This window comes from Longimicrobium sp., from assembly GCF_036399935.1.
In the GTDB taxonomy this organism is placed as follows: Bacteria; Gemmatimonadota; Gemmatimonadetes; order Longimicrobiales; family Longimicrobiaceae; genus Longimicrobium.
In genome coordinates this window covers 1-24838 of sequence record NZ_DASWMD010000007.1, presented here as the reverse complement: position 1 = coordinate 24838, position 24838 = coordinate 1, and the positions used below count along the sequence as shown (strand labels likewise).

Here is a 24838-nt window from a genome sequence, read left to right as displayed (position 1 = left end):
CCGCCCCCGTCACGGTCCGGCACGTCCGATCGTTCTCACGGCGGACTACTGACGCGGATGAATGGACGCCTGCCATGCTTCGGATTGGGATCGTACTGCTCCTGGGCGCCGCCCTGTCGGGCTGCGTCTGCGGCTGCCCGCTGAGCCCCGACATGAACCGCACGGAAGAAGGCTTCTCCGCCACCGCGGGACGCAGCGCGCTCATCCTGCGCAACGAATCGCCGCATCCCGTGCACTACGTGGCCCTCGAGGAAGAGACGAGCCACCGTGTAGACCTGAACCCCACCGCGACCGAGTGGCCGGCGGTGAAGCCGGGCGGCGAGGTGAGCATCCCCTATTCCCAAATCGATGGATACCACGCCCGCGCGGACCGGATCGTCGTGCACTGGTGGACGCAGGGAAAGTGGGGACAGCTGCGGGTGGCGCTTCGTTGATCATCGAACGACAGGCCCGGCCCGCACTCGCGCTCCGGCCTCGCTGACTCCACGCGGAGCCGCGGAGGAAAAGAGAAGAGCCGCGGAGGGGCACCGATCCCCTCCGCGGCTCATCTGTTTCTCCGCGCCTCCGCGTGATCCCTCGTCCGACGTTGCGGGGTGATCAGTACCGCGGTTCGCCCGTGCCGCTGACGGCCTCCTCCAGCAGTTCCGCGACCTCCCCCGTCCCCCGCTCGATCAGCTCGCGAAGCCGGGCGATCTCTTCCCGCGCTTTGAACAGCTCGTCGGTGATGGAGAGGGCGGCGAGGGTCGCCGCGCGGAACGGCTCCAGCGTGGGATACGACGGCAGCGCGCGGATCATCTGGTCCAGGTGCTCCGCCACGGCGCGGGTGTACTCCGGCGGCACGTCCGAGCGCAGGACGTGCTTTTCGCCCGCGATCTCCACCGTGACGGTGTGGCGCGACGGCTGGGGCTTGCGGGGGCTCACTTGCGGTTCTCCAGGATGGCCAGGCGCGCCAGCAGCCCCGTGATGCGCTGCCGCGCCTCGGCGGCGCGGCTGGTGAGCACCGCGTTCTCCGCTCGCAGACGGCGCAGCTCGTCGCCGGACTCGATGGACGGCAGCGAACCCATCGACGTCAGGTCCTGCAGCTCGCCCCGCAGCCGCTGCACCTCCTGCTCGGCCTCCTGCGCGCGCCGCCGCCACTCGTCCAGCGCGATGGCGGTGGCGCGCGCGGCACGCTCCAGCCGGTCCCACCCCGCCACTTCGGCGGGGGCGGCCGGCCCAGCGGACGTCATCACGGGGTGATCAGCGTCGGTGGACGCCATGCCGCTCCTCGAGCGCCGCCAGCACGCGGCTCACGGCGGAATCCACCTCCGCGTCCGTCAGCGTGCGGTCCGCCGCGCGGAACCGCAGACGGAACGCCACGCTCCGCGTCCCCTCCGGAATCCCCTTCCCCTCGTACAGGTCGAACGGGAAGACGTTTTCCAGCAGCTCGCCCGCGGACTCGCGGATGGTCCCGCCCACGTCGCCCGCCGCGAGCGCGGTGGGGACGAGAAGCGCCAGGTCGCGCTCCGAACCGGGATGCACGGGCAGCGGACGATACTGGATGCTCCTGCGCTCCACCGGCGCTGACGGCAGCCGCACCTCCAGCACGAACGTGGGACCGGCCCAGGCTGGCGCATCCACCTCGCCCTCCTCCGCCTGCCGCGCCGTGCCGATCTCATCCGCCCCGGCGAACAGCGTGAGACGCCCTTCCACCGCATCCACACGGCCGTCCGGATACTCGCCCGCCAGTTCTTCCAGCAGCCCCTTCAAATCCCACAGGTCCCACTCCGGCGCGGCGCCGCTCCAGTGCGGCGGACGGCTGGCCCCGGTGAAGGCGGCGGCTACGCGCCGCTCCTCCCCCGCCCCGCCACCAATGGGCGCGTGGAAAGCCGCGCCGATCTCGAACAGCCGCACGTCGCGTACGCCGTGCGCAAGGTTGTGCTCCACCCGGCGCAGAAGCCCGGGCACCAGCGCCGCGCGCAGGAACGACTCCTCCGCCGACAGCGAGTTCAGCACGGCAACGGCACCGGCGAACTCGGGCGCGAACGGCACCGTCCGCGCCTCCATGAATCCCCAGCGCACGAAGAGCGAGCGGATACGCGCCTCCACCGCCACGCTGGGGTCCTCGGGTACCGTGCTGGGGCGGTGCGGCGCGATCTCCTCCGGGAAGGTGCCGTAGCCACGCCGGCGGGCCAGCTCCTCGATCAGGTCGATCTCCTCCACCACGTCGGGGCGAAAGCCGGGCACCAGCACGCGCATGGGCCGGGGACGCACGTTCACCTCGAACCCGATGGGCTCCAGCAGGTCGCGCACCTCGTCCGGCGCCACCTCCACGCCCAGCACCTGCCGCACCCGCTCCTCGCGCAGCCCGATGGCGCGCCGCTCGTAGCGGTGCGGCACCAGGTCCACCGCGCCCACGGCCTCGCCCCCGGCGACGGTCAGCACCAGCTCGACCACGCGGCGCAGCGCGGCGGGCTGGCCCTCGGGATCCACCCCGCGCTCGAAGCGGTACGAGGCGTCGGTGGAAAGCCCCTGGCGCCGGGCCGCGCGGCGCACGCGCTGGGGATCGAACAGGGCGACTTCGATGAACAGGTCCGTCGTTCCCTCGCCCACCTCGCTGTCCCTGCCACCCATCACCCCGGCCAGGGCCACCGCGCCCTCGCCGTCGGCGATCACCACGTCCTGGGCGTCCAGCGTGCGCTCCACGCCGTCCAGCGTCGTCAGGGCCTCGCCCGCGCGGGCGTGGCGGACCGCAACGCGGCCGCCGCGCAGCAGGTTCAGGTCGAAGGCGTGTACGGGCTGCCCCAGCTCGTGCAGCACGTAGTTGGTCGCATCCACCACGTTGTTGATGGGCCGCTGCCCGATGGCGCGCAGGCGGGTGGCCAGCCACTCGGGAGACGGCCCCACGCGCACGCCCCGGACGATGGCGCCCATGTACCGCGTGCACCCCTCGTCGTCCTCGATCGCCACGTCCATCCCCAGGTCGTCGCACGCGCGGCGGCCAGGGTGGACGGGGAACGAGCTCCCCTGGCGACCCGGGAAGGCGGGAAGCTCCACGCCGTCCTCGCCCGCGGGCGCCAGCTCGCGCGCCACGCCCAGGTGCGAAAGCAGCTCGCCGCGGTTGGGCGTCACGTCGACGGCCAGCAGGTGATCGTCGAGTCCGAGGGCGTCGCGGAAGCCGGTGCCCGGGGCGAACTCGCCGTGCAGCGTCATCAGCCCCGCGTGGTCGCGGCCCAGCCCCAGCTCGCGCGCGGAGCAGAGCATTCCCTCCGACGCCTCACCCCGCAGCTTGGCCTTCTTGATCTGCAGCCCGCCGGGAAGCGTGGCACCGATGGGCGCGAACGGATACAGCCCGCCCGCCTCCACGTTGGGCGCGCCGCAGACCACCTGCAGCCGCTCGGCGCCACCCGCGTTCACGGTGCACAGGCGCAGGCGGTCGGCGTTGGGGTGCTGGCGAACCTCTTCGACGCGGGCGATCACCACGTCGCCGATGCCGGCACCCAGATATGTGATCTCGTCCACGGGCGCGCCCAGCATGGCCAGGCGCTCGGCCACTTCCTGCGGCGTACCCTGGAGCCCCGGCGCGATGGACCGGAGCCAGCGATAGGAGATGTTCATGACCGTCGTCCGTTACGTGAACTGCCCAAGGAACCGCACGTCGCTTTCGTACAGCAACCGGATGTCGGGCACGCCGTACCGCTGCATGGCGATGCGCCCCGGCCCCATGCCGAAGGCGTAGCCCGTGTAGCGCTCCGGATCGTAGCCGGCGGCGGCGAACACGTTGGGGTGCACCATGCCGGCCCCCATGATCTCCATCCACCCCGTGCCCTTGCAGGCGCTGCAGCCGGAGCCGCCGCACAGCTGGCACGACACGTCCACCTCGGCCGAGGGCTCGGTGAAGGGGAAGAACGACGGGCGGAACCGCGTCTTCGCATCCGCCCCGAAGAAGCGGCGGACGAAGGTGGAGATGGTGGCCTTGAAGTCGGCGAAGGTGATCCCCTCGTCCACGGCCAGCCCCTCGATCTGCTCGAACGCCGGCGCGTGGCTGGCGTCGAACGGGTCGCGGCGGTACACGGTCCCAGGCACCACCACGCGGACCGGCGGCGCGAACTGCTCCATCACCCGCGCCTGCATCGGCGAGGTGTGGGTGCGCAGCAGCACCTCGTCCGTCAGGTAGAAGGTGTCGTGCATGTCCGTCGCCGGGTGGTTCGGCGGGAAGTTCAACTTGGTGAAGTTGTACTCCTGCGTTTCCAGCTCCGGCCCGGCGATGCGATTGAACCCCAGGTCGCGGAAGATCTCGCAGATCTCGTCGATCACCAGCGTCACCGGGTGCACCCCGCCCTTCCAGCGCGCGCGGCCGGGGAGCGACAGGTCGATGCCCGAGCCCGCGTCGGCCGCGGCCGCGAACGAGGCGGCGCGCTCGTCCAGCAGGGCAGACAGCGCCTCCTTGACCCGGTTCGCCTCGGCGCCCACCACGGGGCGCTCCTCGGCCGAAAGCTCGCCCAGCCGGCGCAAAATGCCCGTGAGCCGGCCCTTGCGGCCCAGGTACTCCGTGCGCAGCGCCTCCAGCGGCTCGGCCCCGCCGGCGGCGCCCACGGCCTCGGCGCCCTGGGCCTCCAGCGCGCGAAGCTGCGCGATCAGTTCGTCGGTCACCGTCGTCGTCGGCATGTCCCCGTCTACTCCCGTGTGCCCGCGGGCCCGGCGCCCGCGCGTGGCTCTCATCCCGAAACTTACCCCGGAGCGGCCGTTTGGCTACCCCGGCCCAACGAAAAGCGGCGCCGGAGAGGGTGTCTCCGGCGCCGCTGGTCCCGTCAGAGCGTGCTGCGTCAGGCAGCCAGGCTCGTCTTGGCGGCGTTGGCGATCTGCGTAAACGCGTTGGGATCGCGCACGGCGATGTCGGCCAGCACCTTGCGGTCGATCTCGATGCCGGCCTTGTTCAGGCCGTCCATCAGGCGCGAGTACGAAATCTCGTTCTGGCGGGCGGCCGCGTTGATGCGGATGATCCACAGGCGGCGGAACTCGCGCTTGCGGTTCTTGCGGTCGCGGTAGGCGTACTTGCGCGCGCGCTCGACGGCCTCCTTGGCCGTCTTGTACAGGTTCTTGCGGCGGCCGAAGTAGCCCTTGGCTGCTTCCAGGATCTGGTTCTTGCGGCGCAGGCGCGCCACGTTGGTCTTTACGCGAGGCATGTCCTCATCCTTCCCGGGTTACGAAAAAGTCGTGTAAGCGGATGCGGGCAGGCTCAGGACGCGAGCAGGCGCTTTACGCGCTTCTCGTCGGCCTTGGCCAGCATGGTGGTGCCCCGCAGGTTGCGCTTCCGCTTGGGCGACTTCTTGGTCAGGATGTGGCTGTGAAACGCGCTGCCACGCTTTACGCGGCCCTTGGCCGTCACCTTGAAGCGCTTTGCGGCGCCCCGGTGGCTCTTCATCTTCGGCATCGAGAACTTCCTTTTCAGGTCCGCCCGGGGGCGGGATGTATTAGCTGGTCGGCTGCGCCGGCCGGGGAGCCGGCGGAGCGGCCGGGGCCGCCTGCTGCGCGGGTGCCGCCGTCGAAGCGGGAGCGGGCGCGGCCTGCGGCGGCTTGGCGGTGGGGGCCAGCACCATCACCATGCTGCGTCCCTCGAGCATGGGGTGCGACTCCACCTTCGAAAGGTCCTGCAACTGCTGGAACACGCGGTCGAGCACCTGGCGCCCGTACTCGGGGTGGGCCATCTGCCGCCCGCGGAACATCATGGTGAGCTTCACCTTGTGTCCCTCGTCCAGGAACTTCCGGGCGTGGCGCACCTTGAAGTCGAAGTCGTGGTCCTCGATCCCGGGGCGCATCTTGACTTCCTTGATCTGCACGTGGTGCTGCTTCTTGCGCGCCTCGCGCGCCTGACGCTGCTCCTCGTACTTGAACTTGCCGTAGTCCATGATGCGGCAGACCGGCGGCCGGGCCATGGGCGCGACTTCCACCAGGTCCAGCCCCTGATCTTCCGCGATCTCCAGCGCCCGTTCGATCGACAGAATCCCCAGCTGCTCACCTTCGGGGCTGATCACCCGGACGGGGCTGATGCGGATCTGCCGGTTCACACGCGTCTTCTCGTTGATACGCCGCTCTCCGGTATCGAGGACAAACAAAAAGGACGGATCTGAAACCTTCAGATCCGTCCACGCGCCAGCGAAGCCGTCCTCCCCGTGGGGGGAGGCGGCCGTCGCTCCGCGTTTTGCGGACCTGGCAGCATCGTGCGCCCGTGGCGCCCGAGCCGAAAGGTGGGGAACCCGCCGGTTCCCACTTTCCTGCAATTCGATCGGAGAATCTAGCCCCGGGGGTGGGCCGCTGTCAACCGGGGGCTCGGCGACGGGGCTTGGCGCCCTTCCCCCGCGCAGTTTGCGGGGGAAGGGCTGGGGATGGGGGGCGCCCGCCCACCCACGGAACCATGCCTACCAGTCCCTCACCCCGTGAAGACGCTCCTGGTCCTTCTTCAGCTGCCGCCGCTGCACCCCCTGCTCGCGCTGCTCGGCGCCGGACAGGATGCGCTCCGCCTGCTGGGGCGTCATGGGGCCATCGTCACCCGCCGACGGACTGGGCTGCGGCTTCGGCGCGGCGGGCGAGGGCTGCTGGCCTCCTCCCCCGCCCTGCGGCTGCGGATCGTCGTTCTCGTCGTCGTTCGCCCCGCCCCCGCTCTCCCGCCCCAGCAGCCGCTGCGCCAGTTCCAGGTTCCACTTGGCATCCGCATCGCCGGGGTCCGACAGCAGGGCGCGGCGGTAGGCACCCACGGCACGCGTCAGCCGGGGGACGCGCTCCTCGTCCGGCACCTGGCCGGCGGCGACCGGGGCCAGGTCCGCGTTCCCGGCGTTGAAGGCCGCGCGGAAAGGGAGCGGCGGGCGCGGCGCCCGTGCACGGCCGGCAGCCTCCAGGTGCGGGCGCGCCTCGTCGTTGCGCCCCAGCCGCAACAGCGCCGTTCCCAGGTTGTAGCGCACCGCGGCGGACGAATCTCCATCCGCCAGCGCACGGGAGTACGCGGCCGCGGCGCGGCGGTAGTCGCCCGCGCGGTAGTGGCGGTTGCCCTCCGCCACTGCTCCCCCGCCGATCGCGAGCAGGACGAAGATCGTCAGCAGGCGCGTCGTCACGGGCGCTCCTCGGCGCGGGGGCGCGGACGGCGGTGCTCGGCCAAGGCGTCCGCGGCGATCAGAACGAGCGCCAGCGCCAGGAACCACTCGTAGCGGTTGTCGGGATGCGAGTCTCCCCCACCCGGACCCCGCCCGCCGGACGCGGCGGCGTTCGCCAGGGCCGCCACGGCCTGCGCGTTCGGCATCACCTGCACCGTGCCGCCCGTCGTTCGGGCAATGGCGGATAGCAGCGGCCGCTCCAGGCGCGAGACCGCGGTTTCGCGTGTCTCCGGATCGCGCTTGAAGCCGCGGCGGCGCCCCGTCTCGGGGTCCACGTTGGGGACGGGGCCTCCCGCCTCGGTGCCAAGGCCCACCGTGTGGATGGCCACGCGGCGGCGCACGGCCCGCTCCAGCGACAGCTCGACCATGCTCGACGGCTCCAGTGCCTCACCGTCGGTAATCAGCACGATGGACCCCGGGTTCTCCCCCGCGCCGGGGACGTCGAGCAGGTTGACGGCCTCCGCCAGCGCCGAGTAGAGCGACGACCCGCTCTGGTGCACGATGTCCGGTCCTACGGCGTCGAGGTAGAGATTCAACGCGCTGAAGTCGTCGGTCAGTGGCGTCAGCACGTGGCCGCTCCCGGCGAAGGCCACCAGCCCCACGCGCGAGCCCTCCAGCCGGCGGACAAGCGTCCGGGCGATCTCGCGCTGCCGCTCCAGCCGGTTGGGCCGCACGTCTTCCACCAGCATGGAGTTGGACGCATCCAGCACCAGCACCACGTCACCACGCGGAACGCCGTCCACACGCACCTCGCCCCAGCGCGGGCCGGCGGCGGCCAGCCCCAGGAGCGCGGCGGCCGGGATCAGCAGCGCGGCGCGGCGGCGGGGGAAGGCGCGCAGGTCCGTTCCCGACAGCCGCCGCACCAGCGCCGGGTCGCCCAGCGCCTCGGCCACGTCGCGCCGCCTGCGCCACCACAGCAGCAGCGCGGCGGCCAGCAGCGCAGGGAAGAGCGGGATCAGGTGAAGCAGGAACGGGTCGGCCCAGCGGATCACGGCACCCTCCCCCATCGGGTGGCGCGAAAGAGCCATTCCAGGATCAGCAGCACCGCCCCGGCCAGCAGGAAGGGCAGGTACCAGTCGCGGTGCCGCACGTAGCGCCGCGTCTGCACCGGCGTGCGCTCCATGCGGTCGATCTCGCGATAGATGCGGCCCAGCGCCTCCGTGTCTCTCGCGCGGAAGTAGCGGCCGCCCGTCGTCCGCGCGATGTCGGCCATGGTGCCCTCGTCGATGCGCGCCTGGCGCAGGACGTAGCGCACCCGCTCGCCCCCCTCCGCCGCCTGCCGCCGCCCCGCCGTGTCGGTGCCCACGCCGATGGTGTACACGCGGATGCCCAAGGCCCTCGCGGCGCGGGCGGCGTCGATCGGGGCCACGGCGCCGCTGTTGTTCACGCCGTCGCTCATCAGCACTACGACCTTCGACTTCTCGGGCGCGCGCCGCAGCCGGTTGGCCGAGGCCGCCAGCGCGTCGCCGATCGCGGTGCCCACGCCCAGCTCGGCGCCGCGGATGGCGGTCAGCGACTGCAGCAGCTCGGCGTGATCATGGGTCAGCGGCACGCGCGTCATGGCCTCGCTGCCGAACGCCACCAGGGCGATGCGGTCGTGCTCGCGGCTCTGGATGAAGCGCGCGATGATCTGCTTGGCCGCGCCCAGCCGGTTCCGGGGGCGCATGTCTTCCGCCAGCATCGACTCCGATGCGTCCACCGCCACCACGATGGCGATGCCCTCCGTCTCGTCGTGCACCACCGTGGCGCCCGTCCGCGGCCCCGCGAGCGCGATCACCAGCCAGGCGAAGGCGCCCGCGCGCATGGCGTCGGGCAATATGCCCAGGAACGAGCCTCGCCCTTCCGCCGCGTCGCCCAGCGTCCCGGCGCGCGCAAAGGTGAGCGCGGCCGGCTGGCGCCTGCGGATCCACCACAGCCAGGCGGGAACCAAAAGCAAGAGCAGCAGCGCCCACGGGTTCGCGAGCTGCAGCTTCATTCGCCGCCCCCCGCCGCGCCGTGGCGGCCGAAGGACTCCACCCACCACCGCGCCGCACTCCAGTCGTCCAGCGCGCGGCCGGCGGACGGGGCGCGGCGCGCGAACTTGGCGAGGTCAGCGTCGGCGAGCACATCCGCCAGCCGCTCCAGATCGTCTGGCCGCGAGCCGTTGCGCGACAGGCGGTCCATCAGTTCGTGGCTGGTCAGGTCCACCCCCAGCGTGGGATCGGTGGAGGCCATGAACTCGCGCAGCACGGCGCTCGTCCGCGCGTAGAAGCCCTCCAGGTCGCCTGCCTCGGCCAGTCCCGACGCGCGCACCCGGTCCAGCTCCGCCAGCGCGTGCTGCCGCGCATCCGCCGCCACACGCGGCCCGCCACGTTTGCGCCGAATCCACATCCACCCCGCCAGCAGCGCCAGCACGAGCAGCGCCGCCAGGATCCACGCCCACGGCAGCGGCGCTCCCGGCACGTCCACGACATCACGCGGCCCGCGCGGACGGGTGGAGTCCGCCGGAAGCACCGCGCGGACGAACGGCAGCGGGATGGCGATCGGCACGGCGCTCACCGTGCCATCCCGCGCGGTGAGCCGCACCTCGCCCTGTGCGCTTCCCCCGGGCCCGGGCACCCACGCGACCATGGGAATGACGATGCGCGCGATCCCGGCGGAGTCCGTCCGCTGCACCTCGCCGACGGTCTGCCAGCGGCCGTCCGGCGCGGGCGGCAACTCGACGGTGACTTGCCCGCCCGCCAGGGGGACGAACACGGCGGCACGAAAGCGGTCGCCGACCGTCACCGTGTCGGGATCGACTCCCACCTGTACGGCGGATGGCTGAGCATGGGTGGGGGTCGCGCACGCGAGCGCCAGCGGCACCCACGCGGCGGCGCGCAGGAGGCTCATCGCCGGAGGCGGCGCTCGCGGCGGCGGAAGAACGAGAGGACGGCGGTGGACACGGGTGCGTCGGTGCGCAGTTCGATCGGCTCCACGCCCAAGCGCCGGAAGGTCCGCGTCAGCGCCGCACGCTCGTCGCGCACGTCGTCGGCGAATCGCGTCCGCACGGTGTCGCGTCCCGTGTCCACCGAGACGAGGTCCCGGGTCTCCGGGTCCCTCATCCTCAGCACGCCCACGTCGGGAATGGTGCCATCCGCGGGATCACCGAGGACGACGGGCACCACGTCGTGGCGCGCGGCGGCGAGCGAGATGGCGGTCTCGAACCGGGCGCGTGCCTCGGAAAGCTGGAAGTCGCTGATCAGGAAGACGATGGAGCGCGAGCGCATCACCCGCACGGCGTGGCGCAGCGCGGCGGCCAGGTCCGTTCCCTGCCCCGCGGGGCGGAACACCAGCAGGTCGCGGATGATGCGCAGCACGTGGCGGCGTCCCTTCCGTGGCGGAACGAATGCCTCCACCCGGTCGGTGAACACCATCAATCCCACGCGGTCGTTGTTGCGGATGGCCGACATCGCGAGCGTGGCGGCCACCTCGGCCACCATCTCGCTCTTGAACCGCCCGCGTGTGCCGAACCGCTGCGAGCCGGACAGGTCTACGGCCAGCAGCACCGTAAGCTCGCGCTCTTCCACGTACTTCTTGACGTACGTGGTTCCCGTGCGGGCGCTGACGTTCCAGTCGATGGTCCTCACGTCGTCACCTGGCACGTACTCGCGCACCTCGACGAACTCGATGCCCTGCCCCTTGAACACCGAGTGGTACTCGCCGCTGAACTGCGATGCCACGAGCCCGCGCGTGCGCAGGTCGATGCGCCGAACCTGGCGCATCACGTCCGCGAGTGCTGGGGGCCGCGCATCGTCCGGGGACGGCGCGGGCGGTGCGGACCGGCGGAAGCGGGACAGCAGCGACATCGGCGTCAGGGGACGCGCACGGCCCGCAGCACGCGCCGGACGATGTCTTCGGAGGTGACTTCTTCGGCCTCTGCCTCGTACGTGGTGACGATACGGTGGCGCAGCACGTCGGGCGCGATGGCCTTTACGTCCTCAGGCGTCACGAACCCGCGGCCTCGCAGGTAGGCGTGGGCGCGCGAGCAGGCGGCCAGCGCGAGCGTGGCCCGGGGCGAGGCGCCGTACTCGATGAGCGGCGCCAGCTCGCCCGCTCCGAAGCGCTTCGGCTCGCGGGTGGCCGCCACCAGGTCAAGGATGTAGTCGGCGATGCGCTCGTCCAGGTACAGCCCGCCGATGGCCTCGCGCGCCGCCAGCACGTCGGCCGGGGTGGCGACGGGCTCCACGGGGATCTCGGCCCCGGTGGACATCCGCCGCAGGATCTCCTTTTCCTCTTCGCGTGTGGGGTAGCCCACGCGCACCTTGAGCATGAAGCGGTCTACCTGCGCCTCGGGAAGCGGATAGGTGCCCACCTGCTCGATGGGGTTCTGCGTGGCCAGGACCAGGAACGGCGTCGGGAGCGGATACGTTTCGCCGCCGATGGTCACCTGCTTTTCCTGCATGGCCTCGAGCAGCGCGGCCTGCACCTTGGCGGGCGCGCGGTTCACCTCGTCGGCCAGGACGATGTGGGCGAAGATGGGGCCGCGGTGCGGCACGAACTCGCCCGTGCGCTGGTTGTAGATGGTGGTGCCCACCACGTCGGCGGGGAGCAGGTCCGGCGTGAACTGGATGCGCGCGAACGTGGCGTCGAAGGTGTCGGCCAGGGTGCGGACGGCGAGCGTCTTGGCCAGGCCGGGAAGCCCCTCGAACAGCACGTGGCCGCCGGTGAGCAGGCCGATGAGCAGCCGCTCGACCATGTAGTCCTGCCCCACCACGCGGCGGTGCATCTCGTGGATGATGCGGTCCAGGAACGCGGCCCGGGGAGGGGCGCCCGGCGGGGCGTACGGCGACGGCTGTGTCATGCGTGCTAGTTCGATTTCATGTATCGGGTCGAAGCGACGGACATCTGTCATCCCTGGGCGCGGGCACACCGTCTGTCATCGTGAAGCGCGAGCACACCGCACTATGGTAGAAGCCAAACTCCACGCGCGCGTATGTCATCCTCGGGCGCGGGCACACCGTCTGTCATCCTGAGGCGCAGGCACACCGCACCGTCCCGCACTCCACACTTTGCGCGCCGAAGGATCTAGCCCTGAACCACTTCCAAACCTGGGCGCGACAGCGGGCCGACAGCCCGAGACTCGGCCGGACTTCGCACCGGAGGATCCAGACTGTCGCTCGCGCCTCGGCCGCCCCCTCTCCCGGCCTCTCCCCCGCAAACTGCGCGGGAGAGAGGAGAACTTCGGTCGCGCGTCGACAGGCTGCCGGCGCATACCTCTGGAGCCCCCTCCCCCCGGCCCCCGTCCCCCGCTGCGCAGGGGAGGGGGAGATCTGAATCGCGCTTCGGCTGACGTAGCGCACTCTACTGGCTCCCTTCCCCCGCGCAGTTTGCGGGGGAAGGGTTGGGGATGGGGGGCGCCGGCCCGTGCACCACACCCAGCCGACGCGCTCCCGATCCCGAAGTATACCCCCTCTCCCACGCTGTTTGTGGGAGAGGGTGGCACGCGTGTCAGCGCGGCCGGGTGAGGGCCCCACGGCAGCCGAGGCCCACGCCTCCGTGACCGCTGCCGCGCCCCGACTTGTACGTGTCCTCGGCTAGATCCTTCGGCCCGCATGGGATTGCGTGCAGGCTAGTCCGGCGCGCTTGGGCCTCAGGATGACAGGGCCTCTGTGCCCTCCGTGCCAGCATCGCAAACGGCCCACAATGACGAACCGCCGCGGCCTGATGCGGGGCCGCGGCGGTTGTGCCAGAAAGAACAGTGCCGCGGCGCGGCGTCACTCCTTCGCGAGCGCCGCGAACACCGCCTCGCGCACCTGGTCGTTGCGGTCCTTCAGCAGCCGCTGAAGGACCGCGCGGGCCGGCTCGCCCCCCACGTCGGCCAGGGCGCGCACCGCCTCCACGCGAATTGGGGCCGGCGTGCGGTGAAAGAATCCGCCCGCCGAAGCGCGCTCCGCAAGGACGGGAACGGCACGCGCATCGCCCACCCGGCCGAGCGCGCGGATCACCTCCACCTGCGTGTCCTGGTCCGTTTCCTGTGCCAGCCGCGCCAGCAGGGGCGTGACGGTCGTCGCCAGCTTGGTCAGCCCCATCCCCAGCGCCGCCGCCGCCCGCAGGCTGGGCTCCTTGTCGTTCAGCCCCTTGGCCAGCAGCGGCACCGCTTCTTCGCCGCCGATCTTGGAGAGCGCCAGGATCGTCTCGCGGCGCACGCGCGCGTCGGAGTGCTCGATGGTGCGGCGGAAGTGGTCCACGGCATCGGCGCTGCGGATCTCTCCCAGAATGCCCACCATGTTGCGGACCACGAACCAGCGCTCGTCGCCCACCATGTCTTCCAGCAGCGGCACGCCCACCTGGTCCAGCGCCACCAGCGCGTCGCGATACGCCCGCCGCGCCGACACGTCCGTCGCCGCCACGAGCGAGCGGACCAGCGGCGACACCGTGTCGGCGCCGATGTGAAGCAGGGTGGCGCGGAGCGAGGCGCGCTCGTCCTCGCTGCGCGCCTTGCCCAGCCGCGTCACCAGCTCCTCGATCAGCGCGCGGTTGGCCACGCGGTGCATCGCCAGCATCACCATCCCGCGTGCGGCGGGGTTCCGGCCGCGCAGCTCCTCGGCGTCGTGGCGCAGGTCCTGGATCAGCGTCACGACGCGGTCCATCATCTCCTTCGACACGCAGTACTGCGCCACGAATTCCAGCCGGTTGAGCACGGCCAGCCGCTCGGACTCGGTCGCCGTTTCGCGCATCAGCCGGCGCAGCTCGTCGGTGTTCTCGTGCTCCACGCGCACCGCGGAGTCGCGCACCTGCTCGTACATGTCGTGCGCGCTCCACAGCGCGATCCCCGGCTCCAGCCCCTCGACCTTGCTCCCGCCTCCCGCGGACGCGCCGACCACCACGGGCGGCGGCTGGATCCAGTGCCCGTTGAGGGCGACGCGCGCCGCCCCCGCGGCCGCCATCGCACCGCCCAGCCCGCCGGCCGCCTTGGCGATCCGCGGCGGAAGCGCGACCGCCGACAAAAAGCGGCCCAGCGACTCGGCGCCCACGTCGTGGCGCAGGGCGATGGACGACACGCCGTGCTCCGCCAGGCGATGGACGAAGCGGTCCACGTGGCCCGACCGCGGGCCGTGCCCGCCGTTCACCGACACCCCGGCGGGCGAGAGGCGGATCTCCAGGTATTCGCCCGTGGAGAGCAGTGTGGTCGCCAGGCTCAGCAGGGCCTGGGTGAGCGTGGGATGCGTGAGCGGGTAGAACTCGCCCAGGGCAAAGGCCTTGGCGAGGTCCACGAGTTGTCGCGAGGGTGTGTTTGGCGGCGGCATGGGTGCTCGGCGCTCGGTGCGCTCTCGTCTCCGTGGCGGAAGGTCCCGTCGGCCCGCCCGGATGGATACTGCGGTGCATCGGCATGCAGGATGGTGCCGGCGCGGGCGCACCACAAGTGCCGCGATCCGGTGGATACCCGGCAGCCGTAGTTCATGCCGCGGCTGCCGGGCGGATCGTCAGCGGCCCTTCTTGCCTCCGCCCTGGCCGGGACGCCTGCCGGGGCCCTGCGGCTTGGCTCCGGGCTTGTTCCCGGGCTTGGCTCCGCCCGGCTTGCGGCCGCCGGGCTTGCCGCCGGTAGGCTTCGCGCCGCCAGGCCTGCCGCCCGGGCGCGCCCCCGCCGGACGATCGCCGGCGCGCACCGCCCCGTCACGCTGCGGACCGCCTCCGCCCCGCCCTGGCCGTGCCGAACGCGGACGGCGCTCCGTCACGAAATCGTCGTCGTCATCCACCGGGCGGCGGCCCGGACCCGGCCGAGGGCCACGGGATGCAGGCTGATCGCGGTCCTGCCGCGGCGCCCGCGTGCCCCAGTCCACCGGCCCCTTCTTCGGCCGGTCGGTAGGACGGGTCGGGCGATCCGCTCCGCTGCGTGGGGGGCGATCGGCTCCCCCGCGTGCCGGGCCGTCGTCGCGGTCCTGGAAGTCGCGCCGGGGACGATCCGTTCCGCCACGCACCGGCCGGTCCGCTGGCCCACGCGCCGGTCGGTCCGCTGGCCCACGCGCCGGGCGATCGGTCCCACCGCGTGCAGGCCGATCGGCTCCCCCACGTGCCGGGCGGTCATCCCGATCCTGGAAGTCGCGGCGAGGACGATCCTCGCGGTCCGATCCTCCACGGCCCGCCGGACGGTCGCGATCGCTCGGGAGAAACGGGCGATCCGGGGCTCCACGTCCCGCGCCCGTTCTCGGACCACCCGCCGGGCGGTCTTCCGAAAATCCGCGTCCCGTACCTGTCTTGCCGCGTGCCGCCGGGCGTTCATCGGCCCCGCGGGAGGGGGTGGATGCACCCCGCTTGGGCCGGGCGTCGCCGCCGCGCGGCTTGGCGTCGCCCCACTCCTCCGCGTCCCAATCGATGGTGATCGGGGTGCGCTCGCGCGGCGGCGGGGCAGCCTCCTCGCGATCGAACGAGCGTCCTCGCGGCGCGCCCCGCTCCGGCCCGCGCCCGCGCGCCGGCTTTTCGTCGCGCTCCGGCTTTCCACGCGCGGTCCGCGGCGCGTCCTTGCGGCCCGGCCGCTCGGCCTTGCCGCGCGCCGGCCGATCCTCGGCGTCGGCGGTGCGCACGCGCTTGGCCTTGGGAGCATCCGCGTCCCCCGCCGGGGTACGCCGGGCGCCCTTGGGGCTGGCCTGCGCGTCGCGCACCTGCACCAGTTCCTCGGGCTGCACCACGCGCCACTTGCCCTCGGGGAGCTCGCCCAGGTCGATGGGCCCGAAGCGGCGGCGCACCAGGCGCAGCACGGGGTGGCCCACCGCCTCCAGCATCCGGCGCACCTCGCGCTTCTTGCCCTCGCGCAGCACCAGCTTCAGCCGCGACTGCCCGTTCCCCGCCGGTCCGATCAGCCGGGCGGACTCGGCCTGGGCCACGCCGTCCTCCAGCTCCACGCCCTCCACCAGCTGGCGCAGCGCCGCGTCCGTCGGCTTGCCGCTGGCGATGACGTCGTACTCCTTGGTGATGCCGAAGCTGGGGTGAAGAAACCGGTTGGCCAGGTCGCCGTCGTTGGTCAGCAGCAGCAGCCCCTCGCTGTCGCGGTCCAGCCGGCCCACGTGGAACAGGCCGTGGAACTTGTCCGGGATCAGTTCGTAGACGGTCCGGCGGCCGAACGGGTCCTGGCGGGTGGTGACGTAGCCGGTGGGCTTGTGCAGCGCCAGCCAGGTGGTGGGCGCCACCTTCACCTCCACCCCGTCCAGCTCCACCCGGTCCACACCCGCCACCACGCGCGTGCCCTGCGCGGTAACCTCGGCGCCGTTCACCTTTACGCGGCCGTGCTCGATCATCTCCTCGGCGGCGCGGCGCGAGGCCAGGCCGGAGCGGGAGAGAAATGCCTGCAGGCGCAGCGACTCGCCGCGCTTAAGAAATCCCGGCTGCTTCGCCATTCGTGTCCCTCGGTTCGTCCCGCCGCGCCAGCACGACGGGAAGCTCCTCGGAGCGAGGCAGGTCTGCCAGGCTCCGGAAGCCGAAATGCTGCAAGAAGAAGGGCGTAGTGCCGTACAGCAGCGGGCGGCCCAGCCCTTCGCCGCGGCCCACCACTTCGATCAACCCCCGCTCCTGCAGGGTCTTCAGAACGCCGCCCGCGCCCACGCCGCGGATCTCCTCGATCTCGGCGCGCCCCACGGGCTGGCGGTACGAGATGATGGCCAGCGTTTCCAGCGCCGGCCCCGAGAGCCGCTGCGCGCCGGGAACGGAGTCGAAGCGCTCCAGCACCGGCGCGAACTCCGGCCGCGTGAGCAGCTGATATCCCCCGCCCACCTCGAAGACGGTGAACGCGCGCCCCTCTCGGTCGTACTCGGCCCGCAGCTCGGCGATGGCGGCTTCTACCCGCTCCTCGTCCAGCGCCTCGTCGGCCCGGGCCAGGTCTGCCGGGGAAAGCGGCGACTCGCTGGCGAACAGCAGTGCCTCGATCACGCGGCTGGGGCGGATCACGCCGCCTCGTCCCTGGCGTGATAGATCCAGAGCGGGGTGAAGGGGCTGGCCTGCCGCACGCGCACGACGCTACGCTTGGCCAGCTCCAGGCAGGCCAGCAGCGAGGCCACCGCGTGGATGCGCGTGCCCCACGGCTCCACGATCCGCGCGAACTCCACGCGCCGCAGCTGCTCCAGGAGCGCCATGATCTCCTGGATCTTGTCTTCCATCTTCACCTCGCGCCCGCGCACGTGGTGCACGATCTCGGGCGCGTTCAGCCGCTCGCCCAGGCGCACCAGCGCCTCCCACACCTCGTCCCACTGCGTATCCAGCGGCAGGTCGGCCAGGCGGGGCGCGGGGCGCGCCTCCACGAAGCCGCGGGCGAACAGGCGGGCGCGCTCGCGCTCGGAGCGCTCCATCAGCTGCGCGGCCTCGCGAAAGTGCTCGAACTCCAGCAGGCGGCGCACCAGGTCGGCGCGCGGGTCCTCGGTTTCCTCGTCGTCCACGCGGCGGGGAAAGAGCATCTGGGCCTTGATGCGCACCAGCGTGGCCGCCATCTCCAGGAACTCCCCCGCCCGTTCCAGTTCCAGGTGCTCCACCGCGCGGATGGCCGCCAGGAACTGCTCGGTGATCTTCGCGATGGGGATGTCGAAGATGTCGATGTCCTGGTTGCGGATCAGGTGCAGCAGCAGGTCCAGCGGCCCATGGAACCGCTCCACGTCGACGTCGAACGGGTCCTGCGCCGCGACCGTTTCCATCAGAGCAGCGGTATGCCGATGGGCGCCAGCAGCACCCTCGAGATCCCGCGGATTACGGGCCACAGGATGTCGAGGGCATTCGTGAGCACCAGCGCCCACAGGATGATGAAGCCGTACGGGTAGATCTGGCGGTACGACGCGGCGGCGTCGGGCGGAAGCATGTGATACATCACGTGCGACCCATCCAACGGCGGAATGGGCAGGAGGTTGAAGATGATCAGCCCCACGTTGCCGATCACCCCATACAGCGCCATCTGGAAGGCGATCCCGAGCGTGTCGCTCGCGGCTCCCGACGTGGCGGCAAGCGCCCAAAACAGGACGAGCGCCACCAGGGCGAAGAAGACGGCAAGAATCGCGTTGGCGCAGACTCCCGCGATTGACACCAGGATGTCGCCGCGCTTGTAGTTGCGATAGTTCGCCGGATTGGTCGGCACCGGCTTGGCCCACCCCAGCAGCGGCATTCCACTGGCGATGGCAAGCGCGGGGAAGACGAGCGTGCCGATGATGTCGACGTGCGCGGCCGGGTTCATCGTCACCCGGCCCTGCTTGTACGCGGTATCGTCGCCCTGCTTGAGCGCCACCCAGGCGTGGGCGAACTCGTGCGCGGTCAGGGACAGCAGCAGAATGGGAAGAGCAAGAAGAACGGCTTCGAGGTCGAATTGCATGCGCGCAAGCTACGCGTGGCCTGAGAAGATGTCAAAACGGCGTGCTGGCGGGGTTGACAGACGGGGCTTGAAGGCATAATGTTGGGGCTTCCTGTTTTCTGGACAGCTACGAAACCTTTCGGTGCCGGGCGGCGCCGATTCCGTTGGAGGAGAAGCCTTGCCGAACGTCAAGTCCGCCGAGAAGCGGATGCGGACCAACGAGGTCCGCGCCGAGCGCAACCGTCAGTTCCGTTCGCGTCTGCGCACCGCGCTGAAGAAGGTGCGTTCCGCGACGAGCGCCGATGACGCGACTCCCGCGTTCCGCGAGGCCGCTTCGCTGCTGGACCGCGCTGCCCGCAAGCGCATCATCCATCCGAACAAGGCCGCGCGCGCCAAGAGCCGCCTGAGCGCCCGGATCGCCGCCATCGCGGCCTGATCCAAGTACTTTCGGAGCACCGATGCCCCGCCGACCCCACCGGTCGGCGGGGTTTTCGCGTCCCCTCCGACATGCCATCGGTGCGCGAATCTGGTATTCAGAGCGCCAGCCGCATGACAGCAATCGTCACGTCGGCAACCTGTCATCCAGAGGCCCAATCGCACCGCACTCGCCCGTACACCGAGAGCCTGTCATCCAGAGGCCCAAGCGCACCGCACTCACCCGCACACGATCCTTTGCGGGCCGAAGGATCTAGCCTGAGCCACATCTAAGCCTGGACGCGGCAGCGGCACGGAAGCCCGGTACTCGGATTCCTCTGTAGGCGCGCGCCCCAGCCTGCACGGGCGAATGAATTCGCTGCAACAACCACACGATGTCCACCTTCGTGGACTGCCTTGTTGCCGTGCTCCGTCAAGTCGGTGGCTCGACCCTGCTTGAGCAAAGAAGCCCGCCGGATTCGGCGGGCTTCTTCACTTTCGCACTCACGCACTCACGCACTCACGCACTACAGCTCCGACCCGCAGATCTCACAGTACCAGGAATGCGGCTCGTTGATCGCCCCGCACTCCTTGCACAGCAGCGGCTCGGCGCGGCCCGCGCCGCCCGGCGCGGCGGCGGGCGGGGGCGCGGCAGGGGGCGGCACAGGCGTCGTGGCTCCACCGATGGAGGCGGGCGGGGCGCCGATGGCGCGGTCCAGCTCCTCGAGGAACGCCAGGTCGTCCGCGCCCAGGTCGCCCGTCGGGGGCTCGGGCGTGCGGGCCGACTCCTCGATGTCGCGAAGGAAGTCCAGCCCCGCATCCTCCTCCACCGCAGGGGCAGGCGGCGTCCACGTCTTGGCGGCCTCGTCGATCCCCTCCAGCCAGGGCAGCCCCTCGTCGACGTCGCCCGTCTCCTGCGGCGGTCCGAACTCCGCGCCGAACGGGTCCCACTCGTCCGCACCCCCCGCCGCGGCGGGAGGCTCGTCCGCCGGGGCCAGCGACTCCGGGGAAACCGGCGCGGGCTCCGCGTCGGGGAACGACGGCTCCCAGTCGTCCTCCATCTCGGCGGCGGCAGGCGGAGCCGCTGGCGCGGGTGGGGCGGCCGGCGGAGTGGGCTCGGCGGCGGCGGGCGGCGGCGGAGCGGCGGCGGACGCGCGGGTGGCGGCGCCCGCGATGTCGGCGGCCAGGGCCTGCAGGCGCTCCACTTCGCCGCGCGCGTGCACCAGCGCCTGGTCGGCGCGGGCCACGGCCTGCTCCAGTTCCGGGCGCTGCCGGTTCCACGCGGCCTCGTCCAGCTCTCCGATCAGGTGCCGCAGCTGCACCTCGTCCATGATGTCGGCCGCGTGCGAGCGCTGCTGCTCGGCGGCTTCCAAGGCGCCCCGCTGCGCCTGCAGGTCGGCCTCGATCTCGTCGCGGTGCGTGGCCAGGTCTTCGTTGACGCGGCGCAGACGGTCGGCGTAGTCGGCGCGCACGCGCTCGGTGGCGCGGCTGGACGCCTGCGGCGCCACCTCGTCGAGGCGGGCGATCCACTGGTTCAGCTGTTCGCGCTGCTGGATCAGCTGCAGCACCGGCGAGCCGGCGATGGGGTTCTGTTGGCTCATCTCGTGGTTTCCGTCCGTTGCGTCAGCCGCGGAACATGTCGAGCATCACGTCCTTCACGAACGCCTGCGGGGAAACGGGCTCCAGCACCGCCGGGGGCGGCGCGTCGGCCAGGGGCTCGGGCGGGCGGTACAGGGCGCGCTCCAGGTGCCGGTCGAAGCCCGTCCACGCCCCGGGCTCCAGCGCCGACACCATCGCCATCCCCGAGTTCATCTTGGCGTCCAGCTCGTCGGCCGCGTGAAGGATGATGGCCTCGAGCGTCATGGGAATCTTGGGGCTGGCCCACTCCAGCTTGCCCTGGTGGCTGGCCACCAGGTGCTGCAGGTGAAGCAGCTGGTCGGGCCGGAAGCCGGGGATGCTCTCGGCCTCGCGCGTCACCATCTGCAGCCCCAGCAGGATGTGCCCCAGCAGCTGCCCTTCGTCCGTGTACGAAAAGGTGCGGCGCGCCGCCAGCTCCTTGACCTTGCCGATGTCGTGCAGCAGCGCGGCGGCCACCAGCAGGTCGCGGTCCAGCGCGGCGCCCTGCTCGCGGTAGTGCGCGCACATCCGGTCCGCCGCCTTGGCGACGGAAAGCGAGTGCTCCAGCAGCCCGCCCAGGTACGCGTGGTGGTTGCGCTTGGCGGCGGGATGGATGCGGAAGGTGCGCCCCAGCGGCGTCTTGCCTCCCACGCAGCGCGCCAGCAGCGTCCGCAGCGGCGGATCGGTGACGGTGGCGATCAGCGCGTCCAGCTCCCTGCACATCTGCCCGCGATCGCGCGGGGATGCGGGAAGGAACATCGCCAAGTCGTCGTCCGACACCTCCAGCGGCTCGATGAAGCTGATGGTCAGCTGCAGCTTTTCGCGGTAGGTGCCCACGCGGGCGCGCACGCCCACCACGTCGTCGGCGGCGACGAGCCGGTCGCAGCGCTCGGCGTCGTCCCACATCATGGCGGCCACGCTGCCGGAGGCGTCGCCCAGCACGAACTCCAGGAACGGCTTGCCGGCCTTGGTCTCGCGCCGGTTCTTCCCGTGCACCACGTAGCACGCGGTCACCTCGCGTCCGTCATCGCGAAGGTCGCACACGCGCGGCCACGGGTACGCCGGCCCGCAGAATGCGCGCGGGTCCACGCGCGGGGGCAGGAACGGCCTGGGCACCACTTCCCTCATCCCTGCTTTCCTTCCAGCTGCCAGGCGGTTTTACCGCCCACGATGGTCATCACCGCCCGGCAGCGCAGCTGGCGCCCTCCGAACGGCGTGTTGCGGCTCATGGACAGAAAGGTCCGCGGATCCACCGTCCACTCGATGCGGGGATCAAGGATCGTCACGTCCGCCAGGCTGCCGGCGGCCAGCGATCCCAGCCCCGCCAGCGACATCGACCGCGCCGGCGCGCAGCTCATCCGCTCGATCAGCGTGGGCAGGTCCGTCAGCCCGGTCTCCACCAGCTCCGTGTAGCTCAGCCCCAGCGCCGTCTCCAGCCCCACGATGCCGTTGGGAGCGTCCTCGAAGGCCTGCTCCTTTTCGTCGTAGTGGTGGGGGGCGTGGTCCGTCGCGATCACGCACAGCGTTCCGTCGGCCACGCCCTGCCGCACCGCGTCGCGGTCCGCGGCCGAGCGCAGGGGCGGATTCATCTTGGCGTCGGTGCGGTACGCCTCCACCGCCGCGTCCGTCAGGGTGAAGTGGTGGGGCGTGCCTTCCGCCGTCACGCGGACGCCGCGCGCCTTGGCCTCGCGGATCAGCTCCACGCCGCGGCGGGTGGAGACGTGCTGCACGTGAAGCCGCCCGCCGGTGAGCTCGGCCAGCATCAGGTCGCGGGCGATCATCACGTCCTCGGCCGCGTTGGGGATGCCCGTCAGTCCCAGGCGGCTGGCGATGATCCCCTCGTTCATCGACCCGTGCCGCGACAGCGTGGGGTCTTCCTCGTGGACGGCCACGGGCAGGTCGAAGGTCAGCGCGTACTCCAGCGCCATCCGCAGCATCCCGCCGCTGACGACGGGCTTGCCGTCGTCCGTCACCGCCACGGCGCCCGCCGACTTCATCTCCCCGAACTCGGTGAGCTGCTCGCCCAGCTGCCCGACGGTGATGCACCCCGTGGGGAACACGCGTGCGGCGCGGGCCGCGATTCCCTGCGCGCGGACGAAGCCCACCGCGGCGGGATCGTCCACCGGGGGATCCGTGTTGGGCATCGCCACGACGGCGGTGAACCCGCCCGCGGCCGCCGCGCGCGCGCCGGAGCGGATGGTCTCCTTGTGCTCCTGCCCCGGCTCGCGCAGGTGCACGTGCACGTCGATCAGCCCGGGGGCGACGACGAGGCCCGATGCGTCGACGATCTCGGCGCCCTCCGGCGCGTCCAGCCGTTCGCCGACGGCGACGACGCGCCCGTCCGCCAGCAGCACGTCGGCGACCGCGTCCAGCTTCTGCGAGGGGTCCACCACGCGGCCGCCCCGGATCAGCAGGGGCCTCATTCGGCGCTCCCCGTGGAACGCACCGCCGTGGACTGCTCCGGCGCGTTGCCGGCCAGCAGGTACAGCACCGCCATCCTCACCGCCACGCCGTTGGTCACCTGCTGAAGGATCACGCTGTGGGGTCCGTCGGCCACGTCGCTGTCGATTTCCACGCCGCGGTTCATGGGCCCGGGATGAAGGATCAGGAGATCGCGCGGGGCCGCCTCCACCCGCTCGCGCGTCACGCCGAAGACGCGGTTGTACTCGCGCAGCGAGGGGATGAAGCCGCCCTTCATCCGCTCCAGCTGCAGGCGGAGGACGTTGAGCACGTCGGCCCACTCGATCGCCTCTTCGATACGCCGGAACACGGTGACGCCCAGCTCGTCGACGCACGCCGGGAGCAGCGTCGCGGGTCCGCACACGGCCACCTGCGCCCCCAGCTTGCGCAGCCCGTGGATGTTGGAGCGCGCCACGCGCGAGTGCAGCACGTCGCCGCAGATGCACACCTTCAGCCGGTCGAGCGGGCCGCGGTGGTCGCGGATGGTCAGCAGGTCCAGCAGCCCCTGGGTGGGGTGCTCGTGCTTGCCGTCGCCCGCGTTGATGACGTTGCTGGCGATGCGCTCGCCCAGGAACTGCGCGCTCCCCGAAGCGCCGTGGCGGATGACCACCATGTCGATGCGCATGGCTTCGAGGTTCCGCGCGGTATCGACCAGCGTTTCGCCCTTGGCGACGGAGGAACCCGTGCTGGAGATGTTCACCGTGTCGGCGGCCAGGCGCTTTTCGGCGAACTCGAAGCTGATGCGTGTGCGGGTGCTGTTCTCGAAGAAGGCGTTGACGATGGTCTTGCCGCGCAGCACCGGCACCTTCTTGATGGGCCGCTCCGAGATTTCCTTGAAGTTGTCGGCCGTGTCCAGGATGGCCGTGATCTGCTCGCGGGAAAGCCCTTCCAGCCCCAGCAGGTCCTTGCCCAGATAGGGAACCGTCGGGTGCGCCATCAGCCGGCCGCCTCCGGCGAAACCAGTTCCACCCCCAGGCTGCCGTCCACCTCGGGAACCAGCACCTCCACCCGTCCGCCCCGGGGCACCTCCACCCGCCGGCCCACCACGTCGGCCTGGATGGGCAGCTCGCGCTCGCCGCGGTCGATCAGCACCGCCAGGAGAATGCGCGCCGGCCGGCCGAAGTCGGCCAGCTCGTCGAGCCCGGCGCGTACGGTGCGCCCGGTGTACAGCACGTCGTCGACGATCACCAGGTGCCGCCCGTCGATGCCGCCGGTGGGCAGCCGCGTCTGTCCAACGACGGGGCGCGGGCCCACGCTCATCAGGTCGTCGCGGTACAGGGTGATGTCGAGCGATCCCGTAGCCGGGGCCTCGCCGCCCGCGGCGGAGATCGCCCGGGCGATCCGGTCGGCCAGCTGCACGCCGCGGCGCTCGATGCCCACCAGCAGCAGGTCGCCCCCGCCGGTGATGCGCACGATCTCCTGGGCCATGCCCGCCAGGACCCGCTCCACCTCGGCGGCGTCCATGAGCGTGCGGCGCTGGGACTCTGCCATCGATGCGTTTCTGGGTTCCGGGAAGGGGTCCGGGACGGAGTGCGGATTCCGCGAAAGTTACCCCGTCGTGCGGGCGGGTGTCAACGCGGAACACGAGGCGACACGGGGCGGACTCGAGGGGGGGCCATCCCCCTGCCCATCCCCCGGCAAACTGCGCCGGCAGGGGGGAGCACTTCTCCCCGAAATACGCACAATGCGGTGCGCGGGCGGGCGCCCCCCATCCCCAGCCCTTCCCCAGCAAACTGCGCGGGGGAAGGGAGCTAGTGCCGTGCGTGAGGTTGGTTTGGTGAGTGGGCTGGCTGCCGAACGGGATCAGGGTGTTTCGATTTGGGCCGGCGCATTCCTCGGCTGCCCTCTCCCCCGGCCCCTCTCCCGCAAGCGGGAGAGGGGAGAATTCGATCGCGCTTCGGAAGGCGGGGTGCACGTGCGGGTGAAGCCCCGGACGGGA

General features: G+C 71.6%; 25 protein-coding genes. 2 read left to right on the top strand and 23 right to left on the bottom strand.

Translation table 11 applies throughout. From position 1 onward, the window contains the following. Positions 1-74: 74 nt before the first annotated feature. Complete coding sequence (locus VGB24_RS02345) at positions 75-434, top strand: hypothetical protein (RefSeq protein ID WP_331071344.1); 360 nt, start codon at positions 75-77, stop codon at positions 432-434. Positions 435-597: 163 nt separating this feature from the next. Here VGB24_RS02345 and VGB24_RS02340 read toward each other — a convergent pair whose 3' ends face one another. The 18 genes from VGB24_RS02340 to VGB24_RS02255 all read right to left on the bottom strand — a co-directional run bounded on the left by VGB24_RS02340 (position 598) and on the right by VGB24_RS02255 (position 18429). Beyond that, a complete protein-coding gene (locus VGB24_RS02340) occupies positions 598-921 on the bottom strand; it encodes a cell division protein ZapA (RefSeq protein WP_331071343.1) in 324 nt (107 codons plus the stop codon). Further along, positions 918-1232: a hypothetical protein gene (locus tag VGB24_RS02335; RefSeq protein WP_331071342.1), complete on the bottom strand. Its 315-nt coding sequence runs from the start codon at positions 1230-1232 to the stop codon at positions 918-920. Before VGB24_RS02335 ends, VGB24_RS02340 begins: the two co-directional genes overlap by 4 nt. 7 nt (positions 1233-1239) lie before the next feature. Next, entirely contained in the window at positions 1240-3597 is a 2358-nt protein-coding gene (gene pheT / locus VGB24_RS02330) for a phenylalanine--tRNA ligase subunit beta (RefSeq protein ID WP_331071341.1), read from the bottom strand. A 12-nt stretch (positions 3598-3609) separates the two neighbouring features. After that, entirely contained in the window at positions 3610-4647 is a 1038-nt protein-coding gene (pheS, locus tag VGB24_RS02325) for a phenylalanine--tRNA ligase subunit alpha (RefSeq protein WP_331071340.1), read from the bottom strand. Between the two features lie 158 nt (positions 4648-4805). Next, positions 4806-5165, bottom strand: coding sequence for a 50S ribosomal protein L20 (rplT, locus tag VGB24_RS02320; RefSeq protein WP_331025916.1), 360 nt, complete (start codon positions 5163-5165; stop codon positions 4806-4808). A gap of 53 nt (positions 5166-5218) precedes the next feature. Further along, a complete protein-coding gene (gene rpmI / locus VGB24_RS02315) occupies positions 5219-5413 on the bottom strand; it encodes a 50S ribosomal protein L35 (protein ID WP_331025915.1) in 195 nt (64 codons plus the stop codon). 40 nt (positions 5414-5453) lie between these two features. Beyond that, complete coding sequence (infC, locus tag VGB24_RS02310) at positions 5454-6047, bottom strand: translation initiation factor IF-3 (protein ID WP_331071339.1); 594 nt, start codon at positions 6045-6047, stop codon at positions 5454-5456. 351 nt (positions 6048-6398) lie between these two features. After that, positions 6399-7088, bottom strand: a complete 690-nt coding sequence (locus VGB24_RS02305) for a tetratricopeptide repeat protein (protein ID WP_331071338.1) — start codon at positions 7086-7088, stop codon at positions 6399-6401. After that, positions 7085-8155, bottom strand: coding sequence for a VWA domain-containing protein (locus VGB24_RS02300; protein WP_331071337.1), 1071 nt, complete (start codon positions 8153-8155; stop codon positions 7085-7087). Before VGB24_RS02300 ends, VGB24_RS02305 begins: the two co-directional genes overlap by 4 nt. Further along, positions 8116-9102, bottom strand: coding sequence for a VWA domain-containing protein (locus tag VGB24_RS02295; RefSeq protein ID WP_331071336.1), 987 nt, complete (start codon positions 9100-9102; stop codon positions 8116-8118). Before VGB24_RS02295 ends, VGB24_RS02300 begins: the two co-directional genes overlap by 40 nt. Then, complete coding sequence (locus VGB24_RS02290; protein ID WP_331071335.1) at positions 9099-9998, bottom strand: DUF4381 family protein; 900 nt, start codon at positions 9996-9998, stop codon at positions 9099-9101. The genes VGB24_RS02295 and VGB24_RS02290 overlap by 4 nt, the downstream gene beginning before the upstream one ends. Beyond that, positions 9995-10954, bottom strand: a complete 960-nt coding sequence (locus VGB24_RS02285; protein WP_331071334.1) for a DUF58 domain-containing protein — start codon at positions 10952-10954, stop codon at positions 9995-9997. Before VGB24_RS02285 ends, VGB24_RS02290 begins: the two co-directional genes overlap by 4 nt. 5 nt (positions 10955-10959) lie before the next feature. Continuing rightward, positions 10960-11949 carry a MoxR family ATPase gene (locus tag VGB24_RS02280; protein ID WP_331071333.1) on the bottom strand — a complete coding sequence of 330 codons (990 nt, stop codon included), beginning with the start codon at positions 11947-11949 and terminating at the stop codon, positions 10960-10962. 913 nt (positions 11950-12862) lie between these two features. Further along, positions 12863-14362 (bottom strand): HEAT repeat domain-containing protein, encoded by a 1500-nt coding sequence (locus VGB24_RS02275; RefSeq protein WP_331071332.1) that lies wholly within the window; start codon positions 14360-14362, stop codon positions 12863-12865. A 210-nt stretch (positions 14363-14572) separates the two neighbouring features. Then, positions 14573-16480, bottom strand: a complete 1908-nt coding sequence (locus VGB24_RS02270) for a pseudouridine synthase (RefSeq protein WP_331071331.1) — start codon at positions 16478-16480, stop codon at positions 14573-14575. After that, positions 16455-17027, bottom strand: coding sequence for an SMC-Scp complex subunit ScpB (scpB, locus tag VGB24_RS02265; RefSeq protein WP_331025905.1), 573 nt, complete (start codon positions 17025-17027; stop codon positions 16455-16457). Before scpB ends, VGB24_RS02270 begins: the two co-directional genes overlap by 26 nt. Then, positions 17024-17764 (bottom strand): segregation and condensation protein A, encoded by a 741-nt coding sequence (locus VGB24_RS02260; protein ID WP_331071330.1) that lies wholly within the window; start codon positions 17762-17764, stop codon positions 17024-17026. The genes scpB and VGB24_RS02260 overlap by 4 nt, the downstream gene beginning before the upstream one ends. Continuing rightward, the gene (locus VGB24_RS02255; RefSeq protein ID WP_331071329.1) at positions 17764-18429 is read right to left on the bottom strand and encodes a site-2 protease family protein; all 666 of its coding nucleotides are present in this window, start codon (positions 18427-18429) and stop codon (positions 17764-17766) included. Before VGB24_RS02255 ends, VGB24_RS02260 begins: the two co-directional genes overlap by 1 nt. Positions 18430-18586: 157 nt before the next feature. On the opposite strand from VGB24_RS02255, the gene rpsT reads away from it, so the two are divergent. After that, positions 18587-18844: a 30S ribosomal protein S20 gene (rpsT, locus tag VGB24_RS02250; protein WP_331025902.1), complete on the top strand. Its 258-nt coding sequence runs from the start codon at positions 18587-18589 to the stop codon at positions 18842-18844. Between the two features lie 505 nt (positions 18845-19349). On the opposite strand, the gene VGB24_RS02245 is transcribed toward rpsT, so the two are convergent. From VGB24_RS02245 to pyrR, 5 genes are read right to left on the bottom strand one after another with little or no spacing between them, the layout of a single operon-like run. Next, positions 19350-20423 carry a Ran-binding zinc finger domain-containing protein gene (locus VGB24_RS02245; RefSeq protein WP_331071328.1) on the bottom strand — a complete coding sequence of 358 codons (1074 nt, stop codon included), beginning with the start codon at positions 20421-20423 and terminating at the stop codon, positions 19350-19352. 22 nt (positions 20424-20445) lie between these two features. Further along, the gene (locus VGB24_RS02240) at positions 20446-21567 is read right to left on the bottom strand and encodes a 3'-5' exoribonuclease YhaM family protein (RefSeq protein WP_331071327.1); all 1122 of its coding nucleotides are present in this window, start codon (positions 21565-21567) and stop codon (positions 20446-20448) included. Continuing rightward, a complete protein-coding gene (locus VGB24_RS02235; protein WP_331071326.1) occupies positions 21564-22862 on the bottom strand; it encodes a dihydroorotase in 1299 nt (432 codons plus the stop codon). The genes VGB24_RS02240 and VGB24_RS02235 overlap by 4 nt, the downstream gene beginning before the upstream one ends. After that, positions 22859-23836, bottom strand: coding sequence for an aspartate carbamoyltransferase catalytic subunit (locus VGB24_RS02230; RefSeq protein WP_331071325.1), 978 nt, complete (start codon positions 23834-23836; stop codon positions 22859-22861). Before VGB24_RS02230 ends, VGB24_RS02235 begins: the two co-directional genes overlap by 4 nt. Further along, positions 23836-24390: a bifunctional pyr operon transcriptional regulator/uracil phosphoribosyltransferase PyrR gene (gene pyrR, locus VGB24_RS02225; RefSeq protein WP_331071324.1), complete on the bottom strand. Its 555-nt coding sequence runs from the start codon at positions 24388-24390 to the stop codon at positions 23836-23838. Before pyrR ends, VGB24_RS02230 begins: the two co-directional genes overlap by 1 nt. Between the last annotated feature and the right edge of the window lie 448 nt (positions 24391-24838).

Coding starts and splice junctions, on each gene's coding strand:
- VGB24_RS02345 (WP_331071344.1), top strand. CDS start 75: ATGCTTCGGATTGGGATCGTACTGCTCCTGGGCGCCGCCCTGTCGGGC.
- pheT (WP_331071341.1), bottom strand. CDS start 3,597: ATGAACATCTCCTATCGCTGGCTCCGGTCCATCGCGCCGGGGCTCCAG.
- pheS (WP_331071340.1), bottom strand. CDS start 4,647: ATGCCGACGACGACGGTGACCGACGAACTGATCGCGCAGCTTCGCGCG.
- rplT (WP_331025916.1), bottom strand. CDS start 5,165: ATGCCTCGCGTAAAGACCAACGTGGCGCGCCTGCGCCGCAAGAACCAG.
- rpmI (WP_331025915.1), bottom strand. CDS start 5,413: ATGCCGAAGATGAAGAGCCACCGGGGCGCCGCAAAGCGCTTCAAGGTG.
- VGB24_RS02300 (WP_331071337.1), bottom strand. CDS start 8,155: ATGGCTCTTTCGCGCCACCCGATGGGGGAGGGTGCCGTGATCCGCTGG.
- VGB24_RS02295 (WP_331071336.1), bottom strand. CDS start 9,102: ATGAAGCTGCAGCTCGCGAACCCGTGGGCGCTGCTGCTCTTGCTTTTG.
- VGB24_RS02290 (WP_331071335.1), bottom strand. CDS start 9,998: ATGAGCCTCCTGCGCGCCGCCGCGTGGGTGCCGCTGGCGCTCGCGTGC.
- VGB24_RS02285 (WP_331071334.1), bottom strand. CDS start 10,954: ATGTCGCTGCTGTCCCGCTTCCGCCGGTCCGCACCGCCCGCGCCGTCC.
- VGB24_RS02280 (WP_331071333.1), bottom strand. CDS start 11,949: ATGACACAGCCGTCGCCGTACGCCCCGCCGGGCGCCCCTCCCCGGGCC.
- VGB24_RS02270 (WP_331071331.1), bottom strand. CDS start 16,480: ATGGCGAAGCAGCCGGGATTTCTTAAGCGCGGCGAGTCGCTGCGCCTG.
- VGB24_RS02260 (WP_331071330.1), bottom strand. CDS start 17,764: ATGGAAACGGTCGCGGCGCAGGACCCGTTCGACGTCGACGTGGAGCGG.
- VGB24_RS02255 (WP_331071329.1), bottom strand. CDS start 18,429: ATGCAATTCGACCTCGAAGCCGTTCTTCTTGCTCTTCCCATTCTGCTG.
- VGB24_RS02245 (WP_331071328.1), bottom strand. CDS start 20,423: ATGAGCCAACAGAACCCCATCGCCGGCTCGCCGGTGCTGCAGCTGATC.
- VGB24_RS02240 (WP_331071327.1), bottom strand. CDS start 21,567: ATGAGGGAAGTGGTGCCCAGGCCGTTCCTGCCCCCGCGCGTGGACCCG.
- VGB24_RS02235 (WP_331071326.1), bottom strand. CDS start 22,862: ATGAGGCCCCTGCTGATCCGGGGCGGCCGCGTGGTGGACCCCTCGCAG.
- VGB24_RS02230 (WP_331071325.1), bottom strand. CDS start 23,836: ATGGCGCACCCGACGGTTCCCTATCTGGGCAAGGACCTGCTGGGGCTG.
- pyrR (WP_331071324.1), bottom strand. CDS start 24,390: ATGGCAGAGTCCCAGCGCCGCACGCTCATGGACGCCGCCGAGGTGGAG.